We start from the raw sequence: 25,030 nt of genomic DNA, 5'->3' as shown, positions 1-25,030 counted from the left end.
TATCGCAAGAGCCGTAAAATAAGCTAAAATTTAGTAAAATCAGGATCATTTTAAGGAGTAAAAAATGAAAAAAATCATCGTTTTATCGCTTGCGCTTGCCGCGTTTTTGGGTGCGAAAGAGATAGATACTGCCAAGATATTTTTGTCAGATGTCAAGTCTATGCACGCGTTAAAATCGTTTTTAAAAAAGAATAAAAACGATATCGTAAAGCTAAAACTCAGCTACTGCGTCAATGAAAACAGCATGCAACACTTAGAAGCCGAGGCAAGCAAGCGCAAAGAGGATGAAAACTATAGTCGTCTGGGCGAAAATTTCGTTATGGCGGACGGTAGCAAAATAACCTACGAAGGAAAAAATTACGACTTTGGCGAAGGATATGACGGAGATGTAAACACAGGCATCGAATACGGCGAACTAATGCTGGACGAGCCTAACAGCAATCATCTCAAAAATATATTTTTAAAAGTCGGAAATTCAAATTTTGGGCAGATATACAAATGGGAATACGAATGGCCTAATGAAGAAAGCGAGAGCAAAAAATGTAAATTTGGACAAGTCGTCCTAGACGGCGCGTTTTACGTTTATCATGAAGACGAGAATGAAAATGGTCGAGAAATGTACAAATACAACATGAGACCGGAACTTATGGGAAATGACCCGGGCGATAAATACGATGCCTTTTTTCTCGATCCCGTCGCGAAAAAATACTTTAAACTGCTAGAATACAAGTAAATTTAGCGCGATGACGGAGCTAGAGAGGGAGATTTTCGGTCAAATTTTGGGCGAGAAAAAGATGGAAATCATCTTGTTTTTAGCCCAAAATGCGGACGAAAACGGCTTCATAACCGTTAAAATTTCAGATATCTGCGAGCAGACGGACGCCAGCAAGCCCACCGTCACGCAGACGATAAAACTGCTTGAAAATCGCAAAATTTTCGAGCGAGTGAAAAACGGGATTTATAGATTTAAAAACTTAAAGGAACTAGAGAAAAAATGAGGAAAATTTGGATACTCGCCGCTGCGGTCGCGTTCGCAAACGCCGCGATAGACGAGGCCGGGCTAAATGCCTGCATAAACAAAGGCGACGCCTCAAGCTGCGAAAAAGCGCTCGCTACGCTAGAAAAAAGCTGCTCGGGCGGCGACGCGCTGGCGTGTTACTTTGCTGCGGAGTTTTACGCTAAAGGGCTAACGGGCTACAAGGACGGCGCAAAAGCCTTTGCGATCTACAAAGACGCCTGCGCCGCAGGGAGCGTGGAGAGCTGCTACGAAGAGTCGGTGTTTTATCTAAGGGGCGACGTCGCAGAGCAGAGCTTCGAACTATCGGGCGAGCGACTCAAAAAGGCCTGCGAGCTTGGCTCCAAACGCGCGTGCAATATACTTGAACTAGCGAAGTGAGGCTGTTTTTAGCCGTATAAAGACGGATTTTGCGCATGACGAATACGCCGGTGCGATGTTAAATTTAGCTTCGGAGCAGGATTTTAGATTATTTCTAGGCACTGAATTTGAATAATTTACTGTAAAAACTTCACTCAAATTTTGCAAAGCCGCTCGCAATAAATTAGACGCCTTGTTTATGGTTATAAATTTGAGAATTTTACGGGTTTTGCTATTTTTATAGAACTCGATTTCGAGCGTTAAATTTGGCTTTGACGGACGGTTTTTGTTTTACGTATCGACGACGTGATAGGCTGGAAATTTGATAAATTTTAGTCGGATAAATTTGAAAAATTTACGTATCAGCAGTGACTAAAATTCATTGGTTTACACACCTCAACTTAGTTTTTATTTAATATTTTTAACGCTAAATTTAAAAAAGCAGATCCGAATTTGCAACTATTTTTCAGAGATTTTACCTAAAGTGCAAAGATAAGTCGTCAAATTTAACTTGTATCACGACTTCGTCTGCAATAAAATTTGCATCCAAATTTAACGAAAATATCGTATAAAAATGCCGAAATTTGAGTGAATTTTAAAATTTATAGATCCGCGTCCGAGATCGCTTCGGCCTGATAATGCGCAATCAGCGGCTCGATAATCTCGTCGAAAAGTCCCGCCGCCATTATCGCGTCGAGGCGGTAAAGCGTCAAATTTATGCGGTGGTCGCTGATGCGGTTTTGCGGGAAGTTGTAGGTGCGGATACGTCCCGAGCGGTCGCCGGTGCCGACTTGGCTTTTGCGTTCGCTGGTTTCTTTGGCTAGGCGCTCCTCTTCTTGTATCTCGTAAAGGCGTGCTTTTAACACCTTCATCGCGGCTTCTTTGTTTTTGTGCTGGCTTTTGCCGTCTTGGTTTGTAACGACTATGCCTGTGGGGATGTGAGTGATTCGCACCGCCGAGTCGGTCGTGTTTACCGACTGTCCGCCGTGGCCCGAGCTGCGCATGACATCGATGCGAAGGTCGTTTGGATTTATCTCGATCTCGCTATCTTCGACCTCGGGCATGATAGCGACCGTGACGGCCGAGGTATGCACGCGGCCTTGGCTCTCGGTCTCGGGTACGCGCTGGACGCGGTGGGTGCCGCCCTCAAATTTGAGCCTCGAGTATGCCCCCTTGCCCTTTATTAGCAAAATAATCTCTTTAAAGCCGCCCGTATTACCCTCGCTTTGGCTCACGATCTCGAATTTATACCCGCGAAGCTCGGCGTATCTGGCGTAGGCGTTAAACAAATCGCCCGCAAAAAGCGCCGCTTCGTCTCCGCCGGTGCCCGCGCGGATCTCTAAAAATACGTTTTTATCGTCGTTGGGGTCTTTTGGAAGGAGTAAAATTTTAATCTCTTCTTCGAGATTTTCTTTTTGGGATTCGAGATTTTTTAGTTCGTCTTTGGCTAGCTCGCCAAGCTCGGCGTCATCGAGCAGAGCCTTGTTCTCCTCGATGTCTGCGAGAGTTTGCAGATAGGACTTTGCAGCCGAGGCGATATCTTCTAAATTTGATTGCTCTTTGGAGAGCTTGGTCATATTTGCGATATCGTTTGTGATAGACGGATCGCTAAGCAGACGAGAGAGCTCGTCGTAGCGATCCAAAAAAGGCTGCAGTTTGTCGGCTAACATTAAAATTTAGATTAAGCAGATAGTTTGTTTACGAGTTTTGCGAGGCGTCCTACGCGGCGAGAAGCTGTTTGTTTTTTCAAAAAGCCTTTGCTAACGAAGCTGTGGAAGTCTTTGTTTGCCACTTTAAACGCGTTTAGCGCGGCTTCTTTATCGCCTGCCTCAACGGCTACGCGCACGGCTTTAGTGATATTTTTAAGCCTAGTGCGGTAAAATCTGTTTCTTTCAGTCCTTTTAATAGTCTGTCTGGCTCTTTTTTCAGAAGATTTATGGTTTGCCATAATGTCCCTTTTTTCATAATTTTAGTCCGTGATTATATAAAAACCAGTTTTAAAATCCGCTTAATTTAAGTAAAATTTAAAGCGAGGAAATTTACGGCTTAAATTTTAATATTTTTTGATAGAATAAGTCGGAAATTTAATAAATCGGCAAAATTTATACTTAAAACAAGGCGGTAGTATCGCGAGATGAATTTAAATGTTTTTGAGAATTTTTTGAGCAAGGCCGGACATGTAGTCCGCCGTAGCGAGAAAAATCGAAAATCATTTAAAGGCGCTTGCGAGACAACGCCGCAAAACCGCTAATAAAAGGAAAGATGATGAAACTATTCGGTACCGACGGCGTCCGCGGCAAAGCAGGCGAAAAACTCTCCGCCGCCACGTCCATGCGCCTTGCTATGGCCGCGGGGATATATTTTAGGCAGTTTGCGTCGCATACGAACACCATTTTGCTAGGCAAAGACACGCGCAGAAGCGGCTACATGATCGAGACCGCCATCGTCGCAGGGCTCACGGCCGTGGGCTACAACGTCCGTCAGATCGGCCCGATGCCAACTCCCGCGATCGCGTTTCTCACCGAGGATATGCGCTGCGACGCGGGCATCATGATCAGCGCGTCGCACAACCCGTACTACGATAACGGCATTAAATTTTTCGACAGCGAAGGCAATAAACTGGGCGAAGAGGCCGAAGCGCAGATAGAAAAGATTTATTTTGACGACGCGCTCATAGAGAGATCGCAAAAGCAGATGCTAGAAATCGGCGCCGCAAAGCGCATCGACGACGTCATCGGCCGCTATATCGTGCAGATCAAAAACTCATTTCCTAAAAACCTAAGCCTGCACGGGCTGCGCGTGGTTTTAGACGTCGCAAACGGCGCTGCGTACAGGGTCGCTCCGACTATCTTTAGCGAGCTAGGAGCTGAAACTATCGTCATAAACGACGAGCCAAACGGCAGCAACATAAACCTAAACTGCGGCGCGCTCTATCCGCAAAATTTAGCCTCTGAAGTTGTGCGGTTGCGGGCGGATTTAGGCTTTGCGCTTGACGGCGACGCCGACAGACTCGTGGTCGTCGATGAGTGCGGCGAGGTGGCAAACGGCGATAGTTTGCTGGGCGTCATGGCGGCATTTTTACAAGAAAACAAAGCCCTAAAAGGCGGCGCGGTCGTGGCTACGGTGATGAGCAACGCGGCGCTCGAAGACTACCTAAAATCCCACAAAATCAAGCTTCTACGCGCGAACGTCGGCGACAAATACGTGCTTGAAAAGATGAAAGAAAACGGCACGAATTTCGGCGGCGAGCAGAGCGGTCACATCATCTTTAGCGACTACGCAAAAACGGGCGACGGACTCGTGGCGGCGCTGCAGTTTGCGGCGCTAGTGCTAAAAAAAAGCAAAAAAGCGAGCGAAATTTTAAGCGAGATAAAACCGTATCCGCAAATTTTGCTAAATTTAAAGATAACCGAGAAAAAGCCGCTTGAAAGCATCGCCGGACTAAAAGAGCTTGAAGCAAGCCTCGCAAAGGAGGGCATCCGCTCGCTATTTCGCTACTCGGGCACCGAAAACCTCATCAGGCTTTTGATTGAAGGCAAGTGCGCCGACGCGCTAAAAACCCGAATGGACGAGGTCGAGAAATTTTTCCTAAAAGCGTTAAATGGCTAAAATTTTAGGCGTTTTTTTCGCGGCGTTTTTCGTCGTTTTCGCGCTCGATCAGGCGGTCAAGCAGATATTTTTGGGCGGTTTTTCGTGGCAGGGCGAGTACTTTTCGCTAGTGCTTGCATATAACCGAGGCGTGGCGTTTTCGATGTTTGCGTTTCTTGGGCAGTGGCTTAAATTTATCCAGCTAGCGCTGATCGCGGGCGTTTGCGGCTATCTGCTCTGGCGGCTAAAGCGTAAATTTGATGCGCGAGCCGCGGCTCAAACGGAGTCAAATTTGAGCGCAAACGGCGAAAAAAAGGAAATTTTAGAGGAGCACGCCCTGGGAGCGGGTATAATCCTGGGCGCGGGTAGTTCAAATTTGCTCGACCGCTTCGTTCACGGCGGCGTCGTGGACTACGTCTACTGGCACAAGTGGTTTGAGTTTGCGATCTTTAACCTCGCCGACGTTATGATCGACGTCGGAGTCGTACTCATACTCTGGCAGAGCTTCGCCGCGGGGCGAAAAGGGGCTAAAAATGGGCGATAACGTTTATATAGCCTACGCGCTTTGGCTGCTTACGGGCTGGTTTGGCGGGCATAGATTTTATCTGGGCAAATTCGTGAGCGGCTTTGCGATGATGGCGCTGTTTTTCATCGGATATAGCCTAGCTTGGGCGATCGTGGGTTACGTATTTTTGGCGCTTTGGGGCGCATGGTGGCTATTTGATCTACGCTTAACTGGCGCGGCGGTCGAGAAAAATCAGAAAAAAGAAGCGCTAAAGGAGAAGCTTCGCGCGCAAGACCTCGAGGAGCGGCTTAGACGCCTCTACGAGCTGTACGAGAGCGGCGCGATAAGCAAAGAGGAATTTGAAGCGAGGAAGGAAATTTTGCTAGGATAAAGGTCGGCTAAATTTGATACAGTCAAATTTGACTCTTTACGCAAAGCATCCTTTTGAGCGACAAAATTTAAATTTGCCGACCGAATTTAGCACTTTCAAGGTGCGGGTTTGGGCGAGTAAAATTTGTAAATTTGACTTCAAATTTGAGCGTAAAACGATAAGGCGAAGTGTTTTGAGATGATTTTTGGGGTTTTCTGCTTCGTAAGCTCGCAGCCGCAAGCAGAAGAAGTTAAAATTTGACGAAGATAAGGCATGTAGCCTATCAAGTCAAATTTTAACAAAATCCACAAAAAGCGCTCGCGAGACAAGCCGCTAAAATAAAAACTAAAAGGAGAAAAAATGGCAGAGTATTACAACCTCATCAAGTATTTCCACTACTTGTGTTTCATCTCGTGGATGGCGTTTTTGTTCTATCAGCCGCGCCTCTACGTCTATCACGCGGAGAATATGGACAAGCCAGACTTCGTGCGCGTCGTCGAGGTGCAAGAGTACAAGATGTACCACTACATCGGCTGGGTCGCGCTGATCGGCACGTTTTTGACGGGCATTTTGATCATCGTCGCGATGCCCGAGCTTTTGCACAGCGGCTACGTGCACGTCAAGCTCACCGTCGTCGTCATCCTCGCGGCGTTTCATCTAGATCTTGGCCGCTATATGGTGCAGCTACGCGAGAAACGCTGTAACAAGAGCGGTATGTTCTTTCGCGCTTACAACGAAGTGCCGACCATCGCGATGGTTATCATCATATGGATGATGGTGTATAAGCCGTTTTAAACCGCGCTAAATACGCGCCCCGAGGCTGAGCGAACCTACTTTGCCTCGGTGTTGCGAAGTTAAATTTAGCCTTGCGTTTTTGATCCGTATCTTACGAATTCGGCGTGCAAAGTTAAACCGATTTTTCATCACTAGGCTCAATTAAACCTCTAGGCGACATTAACTCAAATTAAATCGCTAAAATTTGAAAATCTCCCCAACCTCTACATCTAAAATTTTTGAAATTTTATAAATATGCTCAAGGTTAAAATGCTTATCATAGCGGCAATTCTCGCAGTTTGAGTAAAATGCGACCGACTTTATATCCATGCTTAAAGCCATATCGAGCTGACTAATGCCTTTATTTTCACGTAGCTTTCGGACGTTTGCAGAAATTTGCCGATAGAAATTTAGTATCTCATCGGCACTAAAAAAAGCTAAATTTTCGCCCATTATTTTATCCTATAGGTAAAAGTTAAACTTAAACTTTATTTAGATAAAATCTCCAAATCTATATCCTATAGGATAAATAATTTTAAAGGAGGCCAAAGTGGCGGTAAATTTATCAAAGGGCGGTAGAGTTAGTTTAAGCAAAGAAGCTCCAGGGCTAACTAAAATTTTAGTAGGTCTTGGATGGGATACAAACTCCAGCGACACCGGCGCGGAGTTTGACCTGGATGCAAGCGCGTTTTTGGTAGGAGCTTCAGGCAAAGTAGAAAACGAGAAGAATTTCGTCTTTTACAACAATCTAATTAGCGCAGACGGCTCGGTAGTCCACACGGGCGATAACCACACAGGCGAAGGCGAAGGCGACGATGAATCATAAAAATAAACCTAGCTAAAATTTCGCCAAGCGTCAAAGAGATCGACATAGTCGTCACGATCCATGAAGCAGTCGCTAGAAGGCAAAATTTCGGTATGGTAAGAAATTCGTTTATGCGAATCGTCGATGAAAGAAGCGGCAAAGAGATAGCCAGATACGATTTAGAGGAGGATTTTTCTACCGAAACCGCAGTATCTTTCGGTAAAATTTACTTTAAAGACAACGAGTGGCGTTTCGCGGCTAACGGAAGCGGTTTTAAGGATGGACTGGCTGGATTTTGTAGGCAGTTTGGACTAGACGTATAGGGGCAAACCATGGCGATAAATTTGATCAAAGGACAAAAAATATCGCTCGCCAAAGACGACGGCGGACATCTGCACAGCTTTTGCGTAGGAGCAAACTGGGGCGCCATAACCGAAAAAGGCTTTTTTAGAGATAAGATAAAGCCGGTGGATTTGGATCTAAGCGCTGCGATGTTTGACTCAAACAAACAGTTTTGCGATGTGGTCTATTTCGGTAAAAAATCAGCCCCGGGCGTATTTCACAGCGGCGATGACTTGGTCGGAGACGTAGGGGGCGACGACGGACTGGATAACGAAATAATCAGCGTCGATCTTAGCCGTTTAAACTCAAACGTAGAGCAAATATTTTTCGTGCTAAATTCTTATAATCAAATCGACTTTGATAAAATTCCATTTGCTAGCATTAGACTTTACGAAGGTACGCCCACGCGCGTAAATAAAGTCTTTGCGTCGTATAATATCGTACGAGATAGCGCATTTGCATATAAGGTTGCGATGATTTTAGGCAAGCTATATAAGCGAAACGGCGAGTGGAAATTTTCGGCTATCGGCGAACCTACGAGCGATAGAAAGCTTGATGAGCTGATATTAAATTCCGTAGTGAAGTACTTATGAAAATTTTATTTTTCTTAGCGGCTACGATTGCGATTTTAGGCGCATTTGAGATAGAGGGCGGTTACGAGATCTCGCCCTCGGCGCAAACTTACGGTAATGCGCCAGTAATCAGCGATAAACTAATGAAAGAGTGCGTTAAAATTTACAACAAAGCGCTTGCGATAGAAAGAGCGTTAAATTCTACTTTCGTAAATCGGTATTCAAGCGAAGAGGTAAATTTATACAATCAAAACGTCCGTATGCATTCGCAGCTGATAGACTGGTTTAACACAAATTGCGCCGGCAAGCAATCATATTCGGCGTGCAAAGCGGCGCAAGAGCTAAACCGCCAAAGAGGGCTTCCCGAACAAAACTGCAACCAATAACAAAAACAAATGAGGAATAATGGAAATTTTAGATTTTAAAACCGCGGTCATTTTTGTCTTGCTCGCCGCGGCAGCGTTTGTGATAGATTTTTTCGCGCACAAGAAGGACGAGAATATATCGTTAAAGCAAGCTGCGCTCTGGTCTATATTTTGGATTGTCGTAGCTACGGCATTTGGCGGATATTTGTATCTTGCCGTTAGTAGCGAGGCGGCGAGCCTATTTTTTTCAGGTTATATTTTAGAAAAGTCGCTTTCAATCGATAATTTATTCGTTATGGCGGCAATTTTTTCGTGGTTTAAAATTCCTGAAATTTATCGTCACAGAGTGCTGTATTTTGGCATTATAGGCGCAATTATATTTAGGCTAGTCTTTGTAGCCGTCGGAACGAGTCTACTTGGGATTTCTCCGTGGATGGAGTTTGTTTTTGCTATCATGGTAGCTTATAGCGCGGTAATGATGATGAAAAAGAGCGATGATGGCGAAGAGATAGAGGACTACTCAAACCATCTAGCTTACAGGGCGGTTTATAGATTTTTCCCGGTATTCCCACGCCTTTTAGGACACAGTTTTTTGTGAGAAACCAAGAAATTTCGGCTCAAATTTCAGCAGACGAAAAGGCAAAACTGCAAAATCAAATTTCCAAACTAAACGCCAAATGGATAGCTACGCCGCTATTTTTGTGCCTTTGCGTTATAGAGCTTAGCGGTGTTATGTTTGCTTTTGATAGCGTTCCGGCCGTCATCGCCGTTAGTAAAGATCCACTTATCGTTTATTCGGCGATGATTTTTGCGATCTTGGGGCTTAGAACGCTTTACTTCGTACTAGAAGCGCTAAAAGACTACTTGGCGTATTTAGAAAAAGCCGTTATAGCGCTTTTGTTTTTTATCGCGGCAAAGCTCGCCCTAAACGCTTCCGAGCACATCTTTCATCATGGATTTGAGATTTCGGCACAGGCTAGTTTGTGGGTTATCTTGGGAGTTTTAGGCGTCGGGATTTTTACTAGTTTGTTTAAAGCAAGATAGCCACGGACTGATTTGGCGACAATTTATAAATTCGCCCGCCTTGGCGCTAGCTGCAGCTTTAACGAGCTAGACGCGCCCATTTTGCCCGCCTAGCCAAGGCTAAATTTGATAAATTTAGCCCGAGCGATAAAAGGCGCCAAGACGGCAAGCAAAGTTAAATTTTAGCCTTATTTATCGCCTGAGCTATATCCGCGATCAAATCATCCGAATTTTCGATACCGACGGCAAGGCGTAGCAAACCTTGCGTAATGCCGATTTGGGCTTGCAATTGCGGCGAATAGGACTCGTGCGTCATCGAGGCCGGGTGGCAGATCAGGCTCTCAACGCCGCCAAGGCTCACGGCTAGATCGAAAAGTTCCAAGCTTTTGGCAAAAATTTTATAGTCGTATTTTTCGTTTAGCTCTAGGGATATGAGTGCGCCGATACCGCCGGCTTGGGTGTTTTGAATGCTTTTCTCCTCCGGCGAATACGAGCCTGCATAGTGTACGGTTTTGACGGCTGAGTTGTTTTCTAGAAATTCTATGATTTTTAAAGTATTTTCGCTTTGCCTATCAAATCTCACGCTAAGAGTTTTAAGACCCCTTATTAGATTATACGCATCGGCAGGGCTTAGCGTCGCGCCTAGAGTATTTTTCATAAAAGCTATACGCTCGGCTAGCGCATCGTTGTCGGTCGTTACGACTCCGGCGATTACGTCTGCATGCCCGCCTATGTATTTCGTCGCGCTATAAACGACGATATCGGCACCGAATTTTAACGCTTTTTGATAGTACGGCGTCAAAAAAGTATTATCGACGACGACAAGCGCGCCGTTTTTACGAGCCAGCTCGGCTAGTCGCGCGATATCCGTTACTCGCAGCAGCGGATTTGACGGCGTCTCGATAAATATCATCTTAACGTCCTCATCCAAACGAGAGATTTTATTTAGATCGTCGACGAGTTCGAATTTGATCCCGAAATTTGCAAAAATACCGTTTGCGTAGCGGTAAGTGCCGCCATAAACATTGCTATTTAAAAGCACTTTGTCGCCGCTTTTTAGCAGATTAAAAACCGCCGAGGTCGCCGCCATGCCCGAAGCCAAAGCAAAGGCGTATTTGCTGTCTTCAAATTTGGCGAAAAGCTCCTCAAATGCATTTCGCGTCGGATTTGCGCTACGAGAATAGGCATACTTTTGAAAGTCGTCCAAGCCGTCTTGCGCAAACGTCGTGGCTAGATAAATAGGCGGAACGACCGCGCCGTGAGGGTTGTTTTTGGCTTCGATGCCTTTTACGATTAGCGTATCTATTTTCATTTTTTTCCTTTAAATTTAAAAATCCATCGCCGAGATAAATTTGACTATGCGCGGCGAATCGCTGCTGAAAAACTCCTCCGCCGTACCGTCAAATTCGATATTGCCGCGCTCTAAAAATAAAATTCTATCCGCGACTTTGCGAGCGAAGTTCATATTGTGAGTGACGATGATGAGCGAGTCGCGCTCCTTGCTAAGGCCGCCGATGACTTTCAAAACCTCGGCCTCAAGCTCCGGATCAAGCGCGCTCGTAGGCTCGTCCAAAAGCAAAAAATACGGCTTCATCGCAAGCGCCCGCGCTATCGCTACTCGCTGCGACTGGCCGCCCGAGAGCCTGCTTGGATACTCGTGCTCCTTGCCCTTTAGCCCGACCTTTTCAAGTAGAGCCAGAGCCTCAATTTCTGCCTGCTCTTTTGAGATTTTCAGCACCTGCACGGGGCCTTCGGTTACGTTTTGTAGAGCCGTTAGATGCGGGAAGAGATTAAAGCTCTGAAAGACCATCCCCGTGTGCTCGCGAAAGGGCAGCATATCTTTTTGCGAAATTTTACCGGCGAAGCTTATCTTATCGCTTCCAAGCTCAAGCTCGCCGCCGTCCGGGATCTCGAGTAAATTTATGCAACGCAGCAGGGTTGATTTGCCCGAGCCCGAGCTTCCTAAAATAACCGTCGTCTCGCCGTCTTTAAATTCTAAATTTAAACCGTTTAAAACAACGTTGTCGCCGAATTTCTTAGTCAAATTTTTAAATTTTATCATCACACGTACCTTGAAAATCTTTTCTCGAGCCTAGCTTGCAAAAACGTCAAAAACGTGCAGACTATCAAGTAAAAAAGCGCGGCAAGCACGTAAAGCGTGAGCGGATCAAAGGTGCGCGCGGCGATTCGCTGAGCGACCATAAACATATCGACCATCGTGATGGAAGCCGCAAGCGAGGTGTCTTTTAGCGTGCTAATAAAGATATTTGAAAGCGGGGGCAGCGAGATACGCGCGGCTTGCGGAGCGATGATACGGCGTAAAATTTGCGCATAACCCATCCCAAGCGCCGTGGCCGCTTCCCATTGGCCTTTAGGCACCGAAAGTACGGCCGCCCTGACGACCTCGGAAGCGTAAGCGCCGATATTTAGGCTGAAAGTTATGATCGCCGCGCTCCAAACATCGAGCGTAACGCCCACGATCGGCAGACCGAAATATACGATAAAAAGCTGCACCAAAAGCGGCGTGCCGCGAAATATCCAGATATAAAACTCGCTAAGTTGCTTTAAAATTTTGATATTTGCTATGCGCGCGATCGCCGTTAGCACAGCGATAAGAAGTCCCAGCGAAAAGGAGATCGCCGTAAGAGGCAGCGTCACCTTTATCATCGCCAGCGCCATAGGTTGTAGCGAGCTTAGCAAAAGCTCGCTTATACGGTCAAATTCATTCATCGTCGCCTACCGCGAGACATCTTTGCCGAAATACCTGATCGAAATTTCAGCCAGCTTGCCTTCGTTTTTTAGCTCCTCTATCGCCTTGCTAATCTGCCCTGCAAGTTCCGTATTGCCCTTTTGCACGATAGGCGCGGTATAGTCGGTATCGCTTCCCTCGGCGGCTATCTTAACCGGAGCGCCCGGGCGCTGCTTGATGAAGTCGTAAAATACGATATTATCGCGCACGACGGTATCTACGCGCTTGCTAACGAGAAGCTCCATGCTCTTGCTAAAACTATCGACCGTGACGTTTTGCGCCCCGTAGCTAGCGGCCACCTTCGCCCAGTTGCTGGTAGCGGAGTCCGCGTTTTTCTTACCTTTTAGATCATCAAAGCTTTTGATATAGTCGTTATCTTTATGCGTGATGATAGCGCCGTGTACGACGGTATAGGGTAGTGCGTAGTCGTATTTTTTCTTGCGCTCATCGGTAACGCTTACTTGATTAAATACCGCATCGGCCTTGCCTGCATCAAATGCCGCGAGCATCGCATCCCACGGAGCGGTTAAAAACTCGATCTTTAAATTTAGCTTCTTAGCGACTTCACGGGCGATATCTACGTCGTAGCCCTTTAGCTCGTTTTTATCGTCGTAGTATGAAAACGGCGCGTAAGTGCCTTCCGTAGCGATCGTTAAAACGCCCTCTTTTATGGTTTTGGCGTTTAAATTTAGCGTCAAAAACGCGCCCAGAGCCAAAATTTTTAGTAGTTTTGAAACCATCATTTATCCTTTAAATTTAGCTGCTTTTATGCGGGTAAAATTTACTCCGAGATATCTTTGCCGAAGTATTTGACCGAAATTTCTTTTAGCTTGCCTTCGCTTTTTAGCTCGCTAAGAGCCTTGTTTACGTCATTTACGAGCTCTTCGTTGCCCTTTTCCACGATGGCTGCGGAGTAGATCGGCTCGCTACCGCTAGCGGCTATTTTTAACGGGGCGTTTGGACGCTGATTTATGTAGTCGTAGAATGTCACGCTGTCGTTTATCGTTGCATCCGCACGGCGGCTGATGATGAGCTCCACGCCCTTGCTAAAGCCGTCTACGGTGACGATTTGCGCGCCGTATTTTTGCGCGATGCCGGCCCAGTTGCTAGTTGCCGAATGCGCGCTCTTCTTGCCTTTTAGATCTTCGAAGCTTTTGATTTCGTTATTGTCTTTATGAGTGACTAGCGCGGCGTAGGCGACGGTGTAGGGAACGGTGTAATCGTATTTTTTCTTACGCTCGTCCGTGATGCTTACTTGATTGAACACGATATCGGCCTTGCCCGCATCAAATGCCGCCAGCATCGCATCCCACGGAGCTTCGACAAATTCCGCTTTTAAATTTAACTTCTTTGCCACTTCGCGTGCCACTTCTACGTCGTAGCCGGTTAGCGCGTCGCTTTTATCGTGGTAGGAGTAGGGCGAATACGTGCCTTCGGTCGCGATTTTTAAAACGCCGTTTTCAAGAGTTTTTGCATTTGCACCAGTTAAAAGAGCGAAGCTCGCCAAAGTAAGTAGAGAAGATTTTAGTAGTTTTTTCATTTTTTGTCCTTTTTAAATTTATCGTTGGCTATTCATCTAAAAAGGTCCGCGAGTGCGGAGTTGAAAATATCTTTTTAAATGTTTAGCGACTTGCTAAGCACTTAAAAAGATATTCGTGCCTAGCGCCCTAGCTTTTCATTTCGCAACAACACATGTCGCACATATCGTTTTTCATAGCGTACCTTTCGAGTAAAATTTGGCGGTGATTTTATGCAAAAAAAGTTTAAGATAAAATAAATTTATATCAAAATTTCGGATTTTATTTTTTAAATGATATAAATTTTAGATACAAAATCGGCTCAAATATCGACAGAGCCGAGCTATAAGTTAAATTTTAAATTTTACGGAAATTAAAATTTTGATTAGAATTTTTAAATTTAACTCGTAATCTAGAACAGATCGCGTCTATAAGCAAAATTCGCACACTTCTAAACTCTAAAAATCGTTTTAAAGCGTCGGCTAAAGCAGTAAATTTACTTAGCGCGCGCCTTTTTGACGCATGCCGCGACCGCATCCATCACCGCCGCGCGAAATCCGCCGTTTTCCAGCGCTTTGACCGCTTCTATCGTAGTACCGCCGGGCGAGCAGATTTCGTCCTTTAGAGCCGCTGGGTGTTTGCCACTTTTTAGCATGAGTCGCGCCGAGCCTGCGACGCTAGCAGCCACGGCTTCGTACGCCAGCGCTCTAGGCAGCCCCTCTAGCACTCCCGCGTCCGCAGCCGCCTCGATAAACATAAAAACATAGGCCGGCAGGCTACCCGCGATGCCGGTAAATGCGGCAAATTTAGCCTCTTCGAACTCATAAACGGCGCCGAAATTTTTAAAAATCTCTCGCACCGCCGCCCGCTCGTCCGCGCTTAAATTTTCGTTAAAACACAGTGCGCTTACGCCCTCTGCGATTGCCGCGGGAGTGTTTGGCATCGCGCGCGCGACCTTAGCCTTTGCGCCTAAAATTTGCGCGCTTTGCTCTAGGCTAAAGCTCGGCGCTAGCGTGACTATAACCTTGCCCCGCGCCACGTCTTTTATCAAATTTAATATCCTCTCATACGCCGCTGGCTTGGTCGCTAGCACCGTGATATCGGCCGCCGATGCGACCGCAGCTTCGCTCTCGCAGGCATTTACGCCGCATTTTTCGCGCAGTGCCGCCGTTTTACTCCTAGCATAGACGAACACCCTCTCGCCGCCCAGCCTTTGCGCCAAATTTTCGATCATCGTACCGCCCATATTTCCGCCGCCGATAAAGCCGATTTTAGGATTTTTCATTTTGTCGCCTTTCTTAGAGTGCCGATTTTGACCGCCCTGCCCGCGATCGCGTCACGTACCGCCGCGCTATCCGCCCAGATAGCCCCCGTAACCTGCCCAGGCGTCAAGGTATAAATGCCGCCCGTCTGCGCCTCGTCGCTAGCCTTAAACTCGTTGCCCACAACCAGCTCATAGACGTCCTTCGTGTCGTTTTCAAATTTGATCGCTGCTTTTAGCGTCGGCGCTTCACCCTGTTTCGCTGCGCCCGCGTACTGCTCGAGTACGTTTTTGCTAAGCCTGCCGTAGACGCTGCCAAATTCGTCCAGATATATCCGCACGGCGAGTTTGTCCGAGTTTTTGCCGCCTTTTTCGTCCTTACCGACGCTCACACTCATCTCGTAAGCGCTCTGTCCGGTCGGGAAATCCTTAAATTTTGCGTCGGGAACAAAAACACGCACGTTATCTGTTACTACTTTTTCGTCGTGCGTCTGCGGTGTTACGTCCGTTAGCACGAGAGTGGATTTCACGTCCGAGCCTTTATCAGAAATAAGCGCGGAGATCGGCACCCGCGTAAGCAGCGTCGTCTCGTAGCAACCGCTAAAAATAAACGCCGAGGCGAGAGCAAAGATAAATTTTAGTTTTTTCATCGACTTCCTTTAAATTTGCGCCGATTTTAGCATAAATTTCGTCTTTCTACGCCCGAGCGGCGACTCGCGACGGGTCAAATTTCATCGCCGAAAAAGTCGCCGTCGATGTCGCAAATCTCGATATTTTGTCGCACCTGAACGCCTAGTTTGTATTTTATCATCAGCTCCGCCAGCCGCTCACCGTCGATCAAAACTACCGTGTGGCTTTGCACGTTTGCCGCGTATCTTTCGGCATCCTTACTAAATTTTGACGTCGTGATAAATACGCCCTTTTTAGTCTGCTTATCCGAGATCGCGCCGACGAATTTTTGAATTTCAGGACGCGAAACCGCGCCTTGCCAGCTTTTAGCCTGGACGTAAATTTGCGACAACCCGAGCTCATCCTCGTCTATGATACCGTCTATACCGCCGTCCGCGCCGCTTTTGGTTAGTCTGCCTACTCCGTAGCCCATTTTTTCGAGTAAGCGCGCCACCAAATACTCAAAAAAGCTCGGCTTTTTCTGCGAAATTTCGTCTAATATTTGAGATTTTAGATTTTGCGCAAGCTCGTCTGCCGTCTCGGCGATGACGTCGCTAGGCGTCTTTTCTTGCGTCGCGGTTTGCGAGATTTCGGCACTCGGCGCGCTTTTGTTTTTATAAATTTCATCGTACCAAGCCTCAAATTTCACCTGCGCATCCTTGCTTTTTAGTATTTGTTTGCCAAGATCCGTTATCTCGTACACGCCTCTGCCGGTTTTTTTGACCGGCTTTTTGGTGCCGGGCAAATTTACGACTTCTTTATTACCTGCAAAATACGACAACGCCCAGCCCGCGCGGTTAACGTATAAAAGCATGCCGCTAGGGATCCTTTGCGAGAGTTCGTCGTCGCTAAATTTATAGTGCTCCGCGACAAATTTACAAACCTCTTTTCTATCCACGCTGCCGCGCTCGCCGATAAATCTCAAAATCGGAAACATCATCTCTTTGTAGCTTGGTATCATTGTTTTTCTTATATCTATAAATTTAAGCGTAAATTTTAAGGCGAAGTATCGCGAGACAAGCCGCTAACGCGTTTGATAATCCCCGCGGACGATATATTTGTAAGTCGTAAGCTCCCTCACCCCCATCGGCCCTCTGGCGTGCAGCTTTTGCGTGCTGATGCCGATCTCGCCGCCGAATCCAAACTCGCTACCGTCGCTAAAACGCGTCGAGGCGTTTGCGTAGACGACCGCGCTGCCGACTTCGTTTAAAAACTGCTCGACGTTTGCGTAGTTTTCGCTTAAAATCGCGTCCGAATGTCCGCTAGAATGCGCATTTATAAAACTAATCGCCTCGCTTACGTCCCGCACGGCGCGTACGGCCAAAACGAGATCCAAAAACTCGGCACCAAAGTCGCTCTCGCCGGCAAGCTTAACGTTTGCCGAACCGCGCAACTCCGACTCGCACGCGCCTAGCAGCTGCTCGCTCACCCGAAACTCGACTTCGGGCATTTTGCGCACAAGTCCCGGTAAAATTTCGCCTGCGATTCGCTCGTGCAAAAGAACGCACTCTACGGCATTACAGACGCTTGGGCGCTGGGTTTTAGCATTTTTGATTATCTTTACAGCCTGCTTTAAATTTGCGCTCTCGTCGACGAATATATGGCACACCCCGGCACCCGTCATGATGATCGGTACGGTCGCGTTTTGCGCGATAAAATCTTTTAAATTTTTGCCGCCGCGCGGTATCAAAACGTCGATGTACTCGCTCATTTTCGCCATTTGCGCCACGACTTCGCGCTCAGGGCTTTCTATAAGCTGCACCGCGCCTTTTGGAAGGCCAAATTTCGCCCCCGCTTCGTTAAATAAATTTACTAAAAAAATGTTCGAATTTAGCGCGCTAGCACTGCCTCGCAGGATTGCCGCGTTGCCGCTTTTTAGCGCCAGAGCCGCCGCGTCGATGCTGACGTTTGGACGGCTCTCGTAGATGATACCGAGCACCCCCAGCGGCACGCGCACGCGGCTGATTTGCATGCCGTTTGGATGGCTCCAGCCGCCTAGATTTTCGCCCACGACCTCGGCAAAGCCCGCCACCTCGCGCACGCCCTGCGCCATCGCCTCGATTCGGGCGTCTGTTAGTCGCAGACGATCGAGCAGCGCCGCACTAAGTCCCGATTTCTCACCGCCTTCAAGGTCTTTGGCGTTTGCCGCTTTTATAGCCTCTTTTTGCGCTAGCAGCTCGTCCGATACGGCGTTTAAAATTTCAAATTTAGCCTTGCTACCAAGCCTTAAAAGCTCGCCGCAAGCGGCCTTTGCGCGCTTACAGATCTCTAAAATTTCGTTCATTTTCGCTCCTTGATTTATAAAGCGCCCTCTCTTAGGCGCAAAGAGTAACACGACAAAGCAAAATTTAGCGATGCGTCTACCAAATTTTAGCTTTAAATTTGACTTGATTATAGCCAAATTCGCCCGAATTTTATGCGAGCGTAAAAATACGCTATAATCGCCAAAATTTATAAAAAGGAAGCAAAATGGGCGGAATAAAAGAGTTTTTAAAACACGAAGCCAGCGGCGGGATTTTGCTGATGATCGCTACGGTCGCGGCGCTACTGTGTCAAAACACGTTTTTGAGCGATTTTTACAACGAATTTTTAAAGACCGAATTTACCGTGAGCTTCGGCGAATACGGACTAAGCAAACCCCTGATCTTGTGGGTGAACGACGGGTTGATGGCGGTATTTTTCTTTCTCATCGGACTTGAGCTAAAGCGCGAGGTTTTGGAGGGCGAGCTAAAAAATCCGTCGCAAATCGCGCTGCCTGCCATCGGCGCGGCGGGCGGTCTGATAGTGCCCGCGGTTATCTTTTATCTTTTTACGAAACACGACTCCTTCGCGCTTGGCGGCTGGGCGATACCGACGGCGACGGATATCGCGTTTGCTTTGGGGATTTTGAGCCTACTTGGGCCTCGCGTACCGACTAGTTTAAAAATTTTCCTCATGACGCTGGCGATCGTCGACGACCTTTGCGCGATCGTGATTATCGCGCTATTTTACACGAGCGAGCTTAGCACCCAAATGCTTGCGGTCGCGAGCGTTTGCCTAGCCGCGCTTTTTGCGCTAAACAGACTCGGCGTAAAGAGCAAGGCGGCCTATCTAATCGTAGGCGCGGTGATGTGGGTAGCGGTGCTAAAATCTGGCGTTCACGCCACGCTTGCCGGCGTCGTGGCGGCCTTTTTCATACCGCTTAGTTTTAAAGACGAGCCGAGCAAATCTATGTTAAAAAGCATCGAGCACGACCTACACGGCTGGGTGGTGTTTGGCGTGCTGCCGATATTTGCCTTCGTAAACGCAGGCATCTCGCTGCGAGGCGTCGGACTGGACGAGATTTTGTCTCCGGTCGCGCTAGGCACGGCGCTGGGGCTTTTCGTCGGCAAGCAGATCGGAGTATTTTCTTTTAGCTTTTTAGCGATCAAATTTAAGCTAGCCAAGCTGCCAGAAGGCTCAAATTTCATCCAACTTTACGGCATCGCGGTACTTTGCGGCGTAGGATTTACGATGAGCCTTTTCGTTAACGGCTTAGCCTACAACGACACGGACGCCTTTGCCTACACCGACAAGCTTGCTATCTTGCTAGGTTCGGTAGTTTCGGGCGCCGCTGGGTTTATATTGCTTAAATTTAGCGCCAAAAACCAAAGCACGCTAGAAAGATAATCACGAGTAAGCCGGCTAAATCATTCAGGCCGGCCGCTGCGTAATCTATAAATCAAATCGCACGCTACGTGCGCAAAGCTCGCAAACACGAAGCCGATACCCAGCCCGGCGGCTAGGTTGTAAAGCGCGCTGTCGTTTGCGAGGGAGTAGTTGTCAAATCGCACGTAAACGCCCCATCTGCCGCCCATCCCCTCGGGCGCAAAGAGCAGCCCGCTAAGCGCGAGAAAGCAAAAACCGCCTAGCACGACGAATTTTGCGGCCACGACGATCAAATTTGCCCCTCCGACGTCCGCGCGGCCGTAGTTTAGACAAAAGACGGCGGCGAAAAAGCAGATCCAAAACGGCGCGGCGCAGGCGTAAAAGGCAAGCACATTTAGGCTCGCGCCGTTGTTTGCAAAATCATCTAAAAACGGCGCAAAAACCCGCACGCCTCGGATAAAAGGCAGCCAAAATTTAAGCTCTAAAATCTCGTCCGTGCTCAAATTTAACGCCCAGATCCCAAGCGCCGCAAAAAACAAAACCCCGAGCGAAAACGGTGCCCAGCCTGCCAAAATCGCTCTCTCAAACAAGCCTTTACGCGCCGCAGAGTCGCGCCCGAATTTTGCTTTCGACGCTTCTTTTTCGTTCATTGTTTTCCTTAAATTTATCCGTATTTTAAAGCGCGCTCAAAAATCAACCGTCAAATTTAACGGCGACCGCGCGGCTAGTTCGGGCAGTCAAATTTGATCAAATTTAGCCGCCGCGTCCGCTTAAATTTCGCCCGCCATACAGCAAAATTTGCTCTAAATTTAGCGTAAATTTGACGCGGCTACGACTAAATTTAGCCGCAGGCAAACCGTCAAATTTAACCTAAATCAGCGCGATGTTGTCGATATGTAGCGCCTCGTCCTCGTATTTGTAGCCAAGAGCTGCCTCGATCTCCTCGCTCTTGCGACCTTTTATGAGGGCTAGCTCGGCCGAGGAGTAGTTTGTTATGCCGCGGGCTAGCGCTCGGCCGCTTGCGTCTTTGATAGCGAGCGTTTCGCCGCGCTCAAACTCGCCCACGACCTCGCGGATGCCGACTGCTAGTAGGCTTTTGCCCTCTTTTAGCGCCTTTGCCGCGCCCGCGTCGATAGCGACCGAGCCTTTGTCCGCGGCGGAGTAGGCGAGCCAGTATTTACGCGAATTTATCCTATTTTTACCCGCCAAAAAGAGCGTCCCGACCTCGCAGCCCTGCGCTGCTCGCACGATATTTCGCGGGTCGGCGCCGTTTGCGATGATGAGATGCGTGCCGTTTTTGGTCGCCATTTCGGCTGCGGTTATCTTGGTGCGCATGCCGCCGGTGCCAAATTTACTGCCCTCCGCGCCGGCGGCCGCCCTGATGCCGTCGTCTAAATTTTCGACTAAATTTATAAATTTAGCATCCGAAAAAACGCTTGGATTTTTATCGTATAGTCCGTCGATATCGGTCAAAATCACGAGCAAATCAGCCTCTATTAGTCCCGCGACCAGCGCGCTTAGCGTGTCGTTGTCGCCGACTTTTACGCCCCTTATTCCCTCACCCACGACGGGGTCGTTTTCATTGATGACGGGGATAATTTTTTTAGCGAGCAAGGAGCGCAGGACGCTACGCATATTTAGGTAGCGGCGGCGGTCGCTAAAATCGTCCTTGGTTAGCAGTAACTGCGCGATCGTTTTGCCGTGCGCCCAAAATAAAATTTGATAAAGATGGATGAGCGAAACCTGCCCGATGGCCGCAAGCGCTTGCTTTTCGACGATGGATTTAGGCTTGTGCGCGAGCTTCATCTGCCCCATGCCCGCACCCACGGCGCCCGAGGTAACAAAGACCACTTCGGCGTTTTCGTTTAGTTCGCTTAAATTTGCTACGATTTGTTTGATTTTATCCTCGTTTAGCGAGCCGTCCGCGTTTGCTAGCGTCGAGGTGCCGATTTTTACGACGATGCGTTTTACGCCGCCTAGAAGCTCTTTTCTGTCCATTTTACCGCTCCGAAATTTTTGAAAATTATACCCAAAACGGCTTATTTTAAATTTTATGTTTTTGTAGCCCTGCAGTAATATTAATTTAAATTTCATCAAATAAAGACGCGGTAGAAAAAACGATCGCTACTATCGAGGCGCTTGGCATTCCGCTTGCCGTGATCTACGCTCCAAGAGGCGCTGAAATCGCAACCATGCAAGAGGAGATGCGGGTGCTCGGAGAGATATTCGGGCAAAAGGACAAGGCTCTAAAGCTCTTTGACTACCTTAATAAAACCCAAAAACTCGTGCAGGAGCGCACGGCAAATTTAAAAGACGATGAGAAGGTCAGCATACTCTACATGGGGCTTAATCCAAACATCCGCAAAAACGGCGGCGTAGCGAGCGCATACGGCGTAAATACCCCCGAATCATTCATCATCGAAAATATCGCGGGTGCAAAAAACGCATTTAGAGGCGACGGCTCAAACGTGATCTTAAGCACCGAGCAGCTCTACGCGATAGATCCCGACGTCATCGTGCTGCCGACCTCAAACGGCTACCATCCTGCAAGCGAGCTTTTAAATTCAGCAGATTTTGAAAAACTAGAGGAGCTAAAAGCGATCAAAAATAAGCGCGTTTACGCCATGCCGTGGTCGCCGATGAACTGCGCGCGCCGCGTGGAGTATCCGATAGATATCCTCATAATCGCAAAAGCGGCCTATCCGCAGCTCTTTTCGGATATCAAGGTTCATAAATTCGTCCTTGATTTTTACAAAGACGTTTACGGCGTTAGCGAGGAGCAGGCAAAGGCGCTTAGAAGCGAGCAAATTTTAGACTGGACGGTAGAGCATGACTTTTAAGCCCGGCGCTTTTAAGTCAAATTTACTATTTTTATTCGTTCTTTTGGGCGCGCTTTTGCTCTGTATGATCGCGGCGCTCATGCTCGGGGATTATAAAATTTCGATCGCTAAAATTTTAGACGTTTTAAATTTGAAAATTTTTGACATCCCCGCCGCAGGCATCTCTAAGATGGATCAAACCGTCATCTTTGAAATCAGAATGCCTAGAATTTTAACCGCCGTGATAGTTGGCTTCGCGCTTTCAAACGCGGGCGCGATATATCAGGCCTGCTTTAAAAACCCGCTCGTTGAGCCCTTTATACTGGGAGCTAGCTCGGGCGCTGCCTTGGGCGCGGCGCTAGCGATACTGTTTTCGGGCATATTTTTTAATATCGCTTTAAGCGCGTTTGCTTTTTCGTTTTTCGCGGTGTTTCTATCCTATACGCTTGCAAAAAACGGCGGTATAGTGCCCGTGGTGGGACTTATCCTATCAGGCGTCATCGTAAGCTCGATATTTTCGGCGTGCGTATCGATCGTAAAATACGTAAGCGAGGACGCGCAGCTAAGAGAGATTACATTTTGGATGATGGGCGGGCTGTACTACTCCAAATGGCAAAGCCTAGGCGAGATCGCCTCGGTCACGGGAGTTTGCTTTTTAGCGCTTTGCACGCTTGCGTGGAAGTTAAATTTACTAAGCCTGGGCGACGATCAGGCAAGAAGCCTCGGCATAAATCCCGAAAAATACAAGCTTATCTTTATAACGATCGCTACCTTGATGACCGCAGTGTGCGTGGCAAACGTGGGCATCATCGCGTGGATAGGGCTCATCATGCCTCACGTCGCGCGCCTCATAAGCGGACCTGATAACAGATGGGTGCTGCCGCTATCGGGGCTCATAGGAGCGCTCTATCTGCTCGTATGCGATACGCTCGCGCGCACGGTAGCGATGGCTGAGATACCCGTGGGCATCATAACCTCTTTGGTGGGCGCGCCCTTTCTCATCGCGCTTTTAAGAAGCAAGGCAAAGGAGCTGTTAAAATGATACTGCAAACGAAAAATTTATCCTTTAGCTACGGCGGATTTGGTCTCGAAGACGTAAGCATCGAGATAAAAAGAGGCAGCATATGCGGGCTTTTGGGCACTAACGGCAGCGGCAAGAGCACGTTTTTTAACTGCTGTATGAAATTTCTAAGTATCAAAGGCGGCGAAATTTACGTAGATTCGCAAAACACGAAGCACAAAAGCCCCGCATGGATGGCTAAAAACATAGCCTACGTCGCGCAGCACACCGAGCTGCATTTTCCGTTTTTCGTAAGAGACATCGTTCTGATGGGCCGCTCAACGCACGTAAAGAGCCTATTTGGCTTTAGCAAAGACGACAAAAGGGCGGTGAGCGAGGCGATGGAGTTTATCGGTATCTCGCATCTAGCGGATAAAAAGATGAACGAGCTTAGCGGCGGGCAGCGACAACTCGTTTTTATTGCCAGGGCGCTTGCGCAGGATACGCCGCTCATCTTGCTTGACGAGCCGACGTCCGCGCTTGATTTTAAAAACCAGATCACGCTTTGGAAAATTTTAAAAAAGATCGCTGCTGGCGGCAAGACGATCGTCATCTGCACGCACGAGCCCAACCACATCCTTTGGTTTTGCGACGAAGTGATAGTATTTCGCGATGGGCGGATCGTCTCAAAAGGCAGCGTCGCACAGGTTTTAAACGACGAGCTGCTGGCTAAAATTTACGGCGACGTCTGCACCTTTGAAAGGCTCGCGCAAAAAGAGGTGATCCTGCCTAAGCTGTAGCTACTCCTCCAAACTATACCCGATACTTCGCACGGTTTTGATTAGCTCAAAAGGCAGCTTCGCGCGTAGTTGGCGCACGAGCGAGCGCAGACGATCGGACGAGACCTCTTCGTCTTTATAGATATTCCACTCAAGCTCTTGGATCGTTACTACGTGCGGGGCGTTTTTAGCTAAAATTTCTAAAAACAATCCCTCTTTTTTGCCAAGCATTATATTTGTGCCGTTTATGTGCAGAGTAAGGCTGTTTTTGTCGTAGATAGCGCCGTTTTTTAGCTCAAATTTGCTTCCGAGCAAAATTCGGCAGTTTCTAAACACGCGAAACAAAAATTCCTCCGGCAAAAACGGCTTAACCATAAAGTCGTCGTATTTGGCGTAGTAAATTTTCTTATAAAGCGCGGGAATGGCCTTATCTATCAGGATCATAACGGGAGTTAGACTCCCGTTATCTCGCAGAAATTTGACCGAGTCGAAATTTGCCAGATCCTTCGTCTTTACGTCGATAACGTAAAAGATGTAGCGGTTGCCGTTGTAATAATCCTCTTTTAGCTCGCTTAAATTTTCAAAACGAACTATGCGGATGTTAAAGCGGTAAAGCGCGGCATTGAGGTTTAGTTGCATCTCCACGTCGTCGCTAACGAGCAAAATTTTCTTCATTTTAGCCTACTTTTTGGTGGCATTGCCTTCTTTATTTTCTACTTTCGGCTCCGCATAATCCTCCCCGAAATAAGCCTTCTTTATCTCTTCTTTTTTGATTGCGGCTTTCTTTTCGTAGATTTTGTATTCAGGCTTCCAGTAGTTTAGCATATTGTTTAGCCCGCTGTGGCCTACCTCGGCGTGACAGCTAGCGCAGGTTAGTTGCTTATCGGTAT

General features: G+C 47.7%; 30 protein-coding genes and 2 pseudogenes. 16 read left to right on the top strand and 16 right to left on the bottom strand.

Annotation, left to right across the window (positions count from 1 at the left end):
- Positions 1 to 64: 64 nt before the first annotated feature.
- Genes RWM02_RS07405 through RWM02_RS07395 form a run of 3 tightly spaced genes read left to right on the top strand, consistent with a single transcriptional unit; the run spans position 65 to position 1,396 of the window.
- The gene (locus RWM02_RS07405) at positions 65 to 733 is read left to right on the top strand and encodes a hypothetical protein (protein ID WP_314070652.1); all 669 of its coding nucleotides are present in this window, start codon (positions 65 to 67) and stop codon (positions 731 to 733) included.
- 10 nt (positions 734 to 743) lie between these two features.
- Entirely contained in the window at positions 744 to 998 is a 255-nt protein-coding gene (locus RWM02_RS07400; protein WP_122861784.1) for a MarR family transcriptional regulator, read from the top strand.
- A complete protein-coding gene (locus RWM02_RS07395; RefSeq protein WP_314070646.1) occupies positions 995 to 1,396 on the top strand; it encodes a tetratricopeptide repeat protein in 402 nt (133 codons plus the stop codon). The genes RWM02_RS07400 and RWM02_RS07395 overlap by 4 nt, the downstream gene beginning before the upstream one ends.
- A 581-nt stretch (positions 1,397 to 1,977) precedes the next feature.
- Here the strand turns inward: RWM02_RS07395 and prfA are convergent.
- Both prfA and rpsT read right to left on the bottom strand, forming a co-directional pair.
- Positions 1,978 to 3,045 carry a peptide chain release factor 1 gene (gene prfA, locus RWM02_RS07390; protein WP_122861782.1) on the bottom strand — a complete coding sequence of 356 codons (1,068 nt, stop codon included), beginning with the start codon at positions 3,043 to 3,045 and terminating at the stop codon, positions 1,978 to 1,980.
- An 11-nt stretch (positions 3,046 to 3,056) separates the two neighbouring features.
- Complete coding sequence (gene rpsT, locus RWM02_RS07385; RefSeq protein WP_002949506.1) at positions 3,057 to 3,323, bottom strand: 30S ribosomal protein S20; 267 nt, start codon at positions 3,321 to 3,323, stop codon at positions 3,057 to 3,059.
- 317 nt (positions 3,324 to 3,640) lie between these two features.
- Here rpsT and glmM point away from each other — a divergent pair, with 317 nt between their 5' ends.
- The 4 genes from glmM (at position 3,641) to hemJ (ending at position 6,633) form a co-directional block, all read left to right on the top strand.
- Positions 3,641 to 4,984 carry a phosphoglucosamine mutase gene (glmM, locus tag RWM02_RS07380; protein ID WP_314070643.1) on the top strand — a complete coding sequence of 448 codons (1,344 nt, stop codon included), beginning with the start codon at positions 3,641 to 3,643 and terminating at the stop codon, positions 4,982 to 4,984.
- Positions 4,977 to 5,507, top strand: coding sequence for a signal peptidase II (locus RWM02_RS07375; RefSeq protein ID WP_314070640.1), 531 nt, complete (start codon positions 4,977 to 4,979; stop codon positions 5,505 to 5,507). The genes glmM and RWM02_RS07375 overlap by 8 nt, the downstream gene beginning before the upstream one ends.
- Entirely contained in the window at positions 5,497 to 5,859 is a 363-nt protein-coding gene (locus RWM02_RS07370) for an NINE protein (protein ID WP_314070639.1), read from the top strand. Before RWM02_RS07375 ends, RWM02_RS07370 begins: the two co-directional genes overlap by 11 nt.
- Positions 5,860 to 6,198: 339 nt before the next feature.
- On the top strand, positions 6,199 to 6,633 hold the full coding sequence (gene hemJ, locus RWM02_RS07365; RefSeq protein ID WP_314070636.1) for a protoporphyrinogen oxidase HemJ: 435 nt from the start codon (positions 6,199 to 6,201) through the stop codon (positions 6,631 to 6,633).
- A gap of 177 nt (positions 6,634 to 6,810) precedes the next feature.
- Here the strand turns inward: hemJ and RWM02_RS07360 are convergent, their stop codons facing one another.
- On the bottom strand, positions 6,811 to 7,065 hold the full coding sequence (locus RWM02_RS07360) for a helix-turn-helix domain-containing protein (RefSeq protein WP_122861777.1): 255 nt from the start codon (positions 7,063 to 7,065) through the stop codon (positions 6,811 to 6,813).
- A 97-nt stretch (positions 7,066 to 7,162) separates the two neighbouring features.
- Here RWM02_RS07360 and RWM02_RS07355 point away from each other — a divergent pair.
- From RWM02_RS07355 to RWM02_RS07335, 5 genes and pseudogenes are all read left to right on the top strand, one after another.
- Positions 7,163 to 7,740, top strand: a pseudogene (locus RWM02_RS07355) (TerD family protein).
- A 9-nt stretch (positions 7,741 to 7,749) separates the two neighbouring features.
- The gene (locus tag RWM02_RS07350; protein ID WP_314070632.1) at positions 7,750 to 8,352 is read left to right on the top strand and encodes a TerD family protein; all 603 of its coding nucleotides are present in this window, start codon (positions 7,750 to 7,752) and stop codon (positions 8,350 to 8,352) included.
- On the top strand, positions 8,349 to 8,717 hold the full coding sequence (locus RWM02_RS07345) for a stress protein, tellurium resistance protein TerZ (protein ID WP_314070629.1): 369 nt from the start codon (positions 8,349 to 8,351) through the stop codon (positions 8,715 to 8,717). Before RWM02_RS07350 ends, RWM02_RS07345 begins: the two co-directional genes overlap by 4 nt.
- Before the next feature lie 19 nt (positions 8,718 to 8,736).
- Complete coding sequence (locus RWM02_RS07340) at positions 8,737 to 9,294, top strand: TerC family protein (RefSeq protein WP_314070626.1); 558 nt, start codon at positions 8,737 to 8,739, stop codon at positions 9,292 to 9,294.
- Positions 9,291 to 9,740, top strand: a complete 450-nt coding sequence (locus RWM02_RS07335) for a TerC family protein (protein ID WP_314070624.1) — start codon at positions 9,291 to 9,293, stop codon at positions 9,738 to 9,740. The genes RWM02_RS07340 and RWM02_RS07335 overlap by 4 nt, the downstream gene beginning before the upstream one ends.
- A 154-nt stretch (positions 9,741 to 9,894) precedes the next feature.
- On the opposite strand, the gene RWM02_RS07330 is transcribed toward RWM02_RS07335, so the two are convergent.
- The 9 genes from RWM02_RS07330 to RWM02_RS07290 form a co-directional block, all read right to left on the bottom strand.
- Entirely contained in the window at positions 9,895 to 11,031 is a 1,137-nt protein-coding gene (locus RWM02_RS07330; protein WP_314070622.1) for a trans-sulfuration enzyme family protein, read from the bottom strand.
- A gap of 15 nt (positions 11,032 to 11,046) precedes the next feature.
- Entirely contained in the window at positions 11,047 to 11,781 is a 735-nt protein-coding gene (locus RWM02_RS07325; RefSeq protein WP_314070621.1) for an amino acid ABC transporter ATP-binding protein, read from the bottom strand.
- Positions 11,781 to 12,449 (bottom strand): amino acid ABC transporter permease, encoded by a 669-nt coding sequence (locus tag RWM02_RS07320; RefSeq protein ID WP_314070619.1) that lies wholly within the window; start codon positions 12,447 to 12,449, stop codon positions 11,781 to 11,783. Before RWM02_RS07320 ends, RWM02_RS07325 begins: the two co-directional genes overlap by 1 nt.
- Before the next feature lie 6 nt (positions 12,450 to 12,455).
- Positions 12,456 to 13,211 (bottom strand): amino acid ABC transporter substrate-binding protein, encoded by a 756-nt coding sequence (locus tag RWM02_RS07315; RefSeq protein WP_314070616.1) that lies wholly within the window; start codon positions 13,209 to 13,211, stop codon positions 12,456 to 12,458.
- A gap of 38 nt (positions 13,212 to 13,249) precedes the next feature.
- Positions 13,250 to 14,008 (bottom strand): amino acid ABC transporter substrate-binding protein, encoded by a 759-nt coding sequence (locus RWM02_RS07310; RefSeq protein ID WP_314070614.1) that lies wholly within the window; start codon positions 14,006 to 14,008, stop codon positions 13,250 to 13,252.
- Positions 14,009 to 14,481: 473 nt separating this feature from the next.
- Entirely contained in the window at positions 14,482 to 15,270 is a 789-nt protein-coding gene (proC, locus tag RWM02_RS07305) for a pyrroline-5-carboxylate reductase (RefSeq protein WP_314070611.1), read from the bottom strand.
- Positions 15,267 to 15,896, bottom strand: coding sequence for a hypothetical protein (locus tag RWM02_RS07300; protein ID WP_314070608.1), 630 nt, complete (start codon positions 15,894 to 15,896; stop codon positions 15,267 to 15,269). Before RWM02_RS07300 ends, proC begins: the two co-directional genes overlap by 4 nt.
- A 74-nt stretch (positions 15,897 to 15,970) precedes the next feature.
- Positions 15,971 to 16,876, bottom strand: a complete 906-nt coding sequence (locus tag RWM02_RS07295; protein ID WP_314070606.1) for a restriction endonuclease — start codon at positions 16,874 to 16,876, stop codon at positions 15,971 to 15,973.
- 63 nt (positions 16,877 to 16,939) lie between these two features.
- A complete protein-coding gene (locus RWM02_RS07290; RefSeq protein ID WP_314070604.1) occupies positions 16,940 to 18,199 on the bottom strand; it encodes a glutamate-5-semialdehyde dehydrogenase in 1,260 nt (419 codons plus the stop codon).
- A gap of 185 nt (positions 18,200 to 18,384) precedes the next feature.
- Between RWM02_RS07290 and nhaA the strand changes: the two genes are divergently transcribed.
- Entirely contained in the window at positions 18,385 to 19,563 is a 1,179-nt protein-coding gene (gene nhaA, locus RWM02_RS07285) for a Na+/H+ antiporter NhaA (protein ID WP_314070601.1), read from the top strand.
- 20 nt (positions 19,564 to 19,583) lie between these two features.
- Here nhaA and RWM02_RS07280 read toward each other — a convergent pair whose 3' ends face one another.
- Complete coding sequence (locus RWM02_RS07280; RefSeq protein ID WP_122861764.1) at positions 19,584 to 20,192, bottom strand: hypothetical protein; 609 nt, start codon at positions 20,190 to 20,192, stop codon at positions 19,584 to 19,586.
- A 220-nt stretch (positions 20,193 to 20,412) separates the two neighbouring features.
- Entirely contained in the window at positions 20,413 to 21,540 is a 1,128-nt protein-coding gene (gene proB / locus RWM02_RS07275) for a glutamate 5-kinase (RefSeq protein ID WP_314070599.1), read from the bottom strand.
- A 158-nt stretch (positions 21,541 to 21,698) separates the two neighbouring features.
- Here proB and RWM02_RS07270 point away from each other — a divergent pair, with 158 nt between their 5' ends.
- From RWM02_RS07270 to RWM02_RS07260, 3 genes are read left to right on the top strand one after another with little or no spacing between them, the layout of a single operon-like run.
- The gene (locus RWM02_RS07270) at positions 21,699 to 22,382 is read left to right on the top strand and encodes an ABC transporter substrate-binding protein (RefSeq protein WP_314070597.1); all 684 of its coding nucleotides are present in this window, start codon (positions 21,699 to 21,701) and stop codon (positions 22,380 to 22,382) included.
- Positions 22,372 to 23,403, top strand: a complete 1,032-nt coding sequence (locus tag RWM02_RS07265) for a FecCD family ABC transporter permease (protein ID WP_002944284.1) — start codon at positions 22,372 to 22,374, stop codon at positions 23,401 to 23,403. The genes RWM02_RS07270 and RWM02_RS07265 overlap by 11 nt, the downstream gene beginning before the upstream one ends.
- The gene (locus RWM02_RS07260) at positions 23,400 to 24,161 is read left to right on the top strand and encodes an ABC transporter ATP-binding protein (protein ID WP_314070591.1); all 762 of its coding nucleotides are present in this window, start codon (positions 23,400 to 23,402) and stop codon (positions 24,159 to 24,161) included. The genes RWM02_RS07265 and RWM02_RS07260 overlap by 4 nt, the downstream gene beginning before the upstream one ends.
- Here RWM02_RS07260 and RWM02_RS07255 read toward each other — a convergent pair whose 3' ends face one another.
- Both RWM02_RS07255 and RWM02_RS07250 read right to left on the bottom strand, forming a co-directional pair.
- Complete coding sequence (locus RWM02_RS07255; RefSeq protein WP_314070589.1) at positions 24,162 to 24,815, bottom strand: response regulator transcription factor; 654 nt, start codon at positions 24,813 to 24,815, stop codon at positions 24,162 to 24,164. It abuts the gene before it with no gap.
- Positions 24,816 to 24,821: 6 nt separating this feature from the next.
- Positions 24,822 to 25,030, bottom strand: a pseudogene (locus RWM02_RS07250) (cytochrome C); the annotation flags it as partial.

Source organism: Campylobacter showae (genome assembly GCF_963515975.1).
Taxonomy (GTDB): Bacteria; Campylobacterota; Campylobacteria; order Campylobacterales; family Campylobacteraceae; genus Campylobacter_A; species Campylobacter_A showae_F.
Note: the sequence above shows the minus strand (reverse complement) of the source record. Positions and strands in the feature narration are given on the sequence as shown.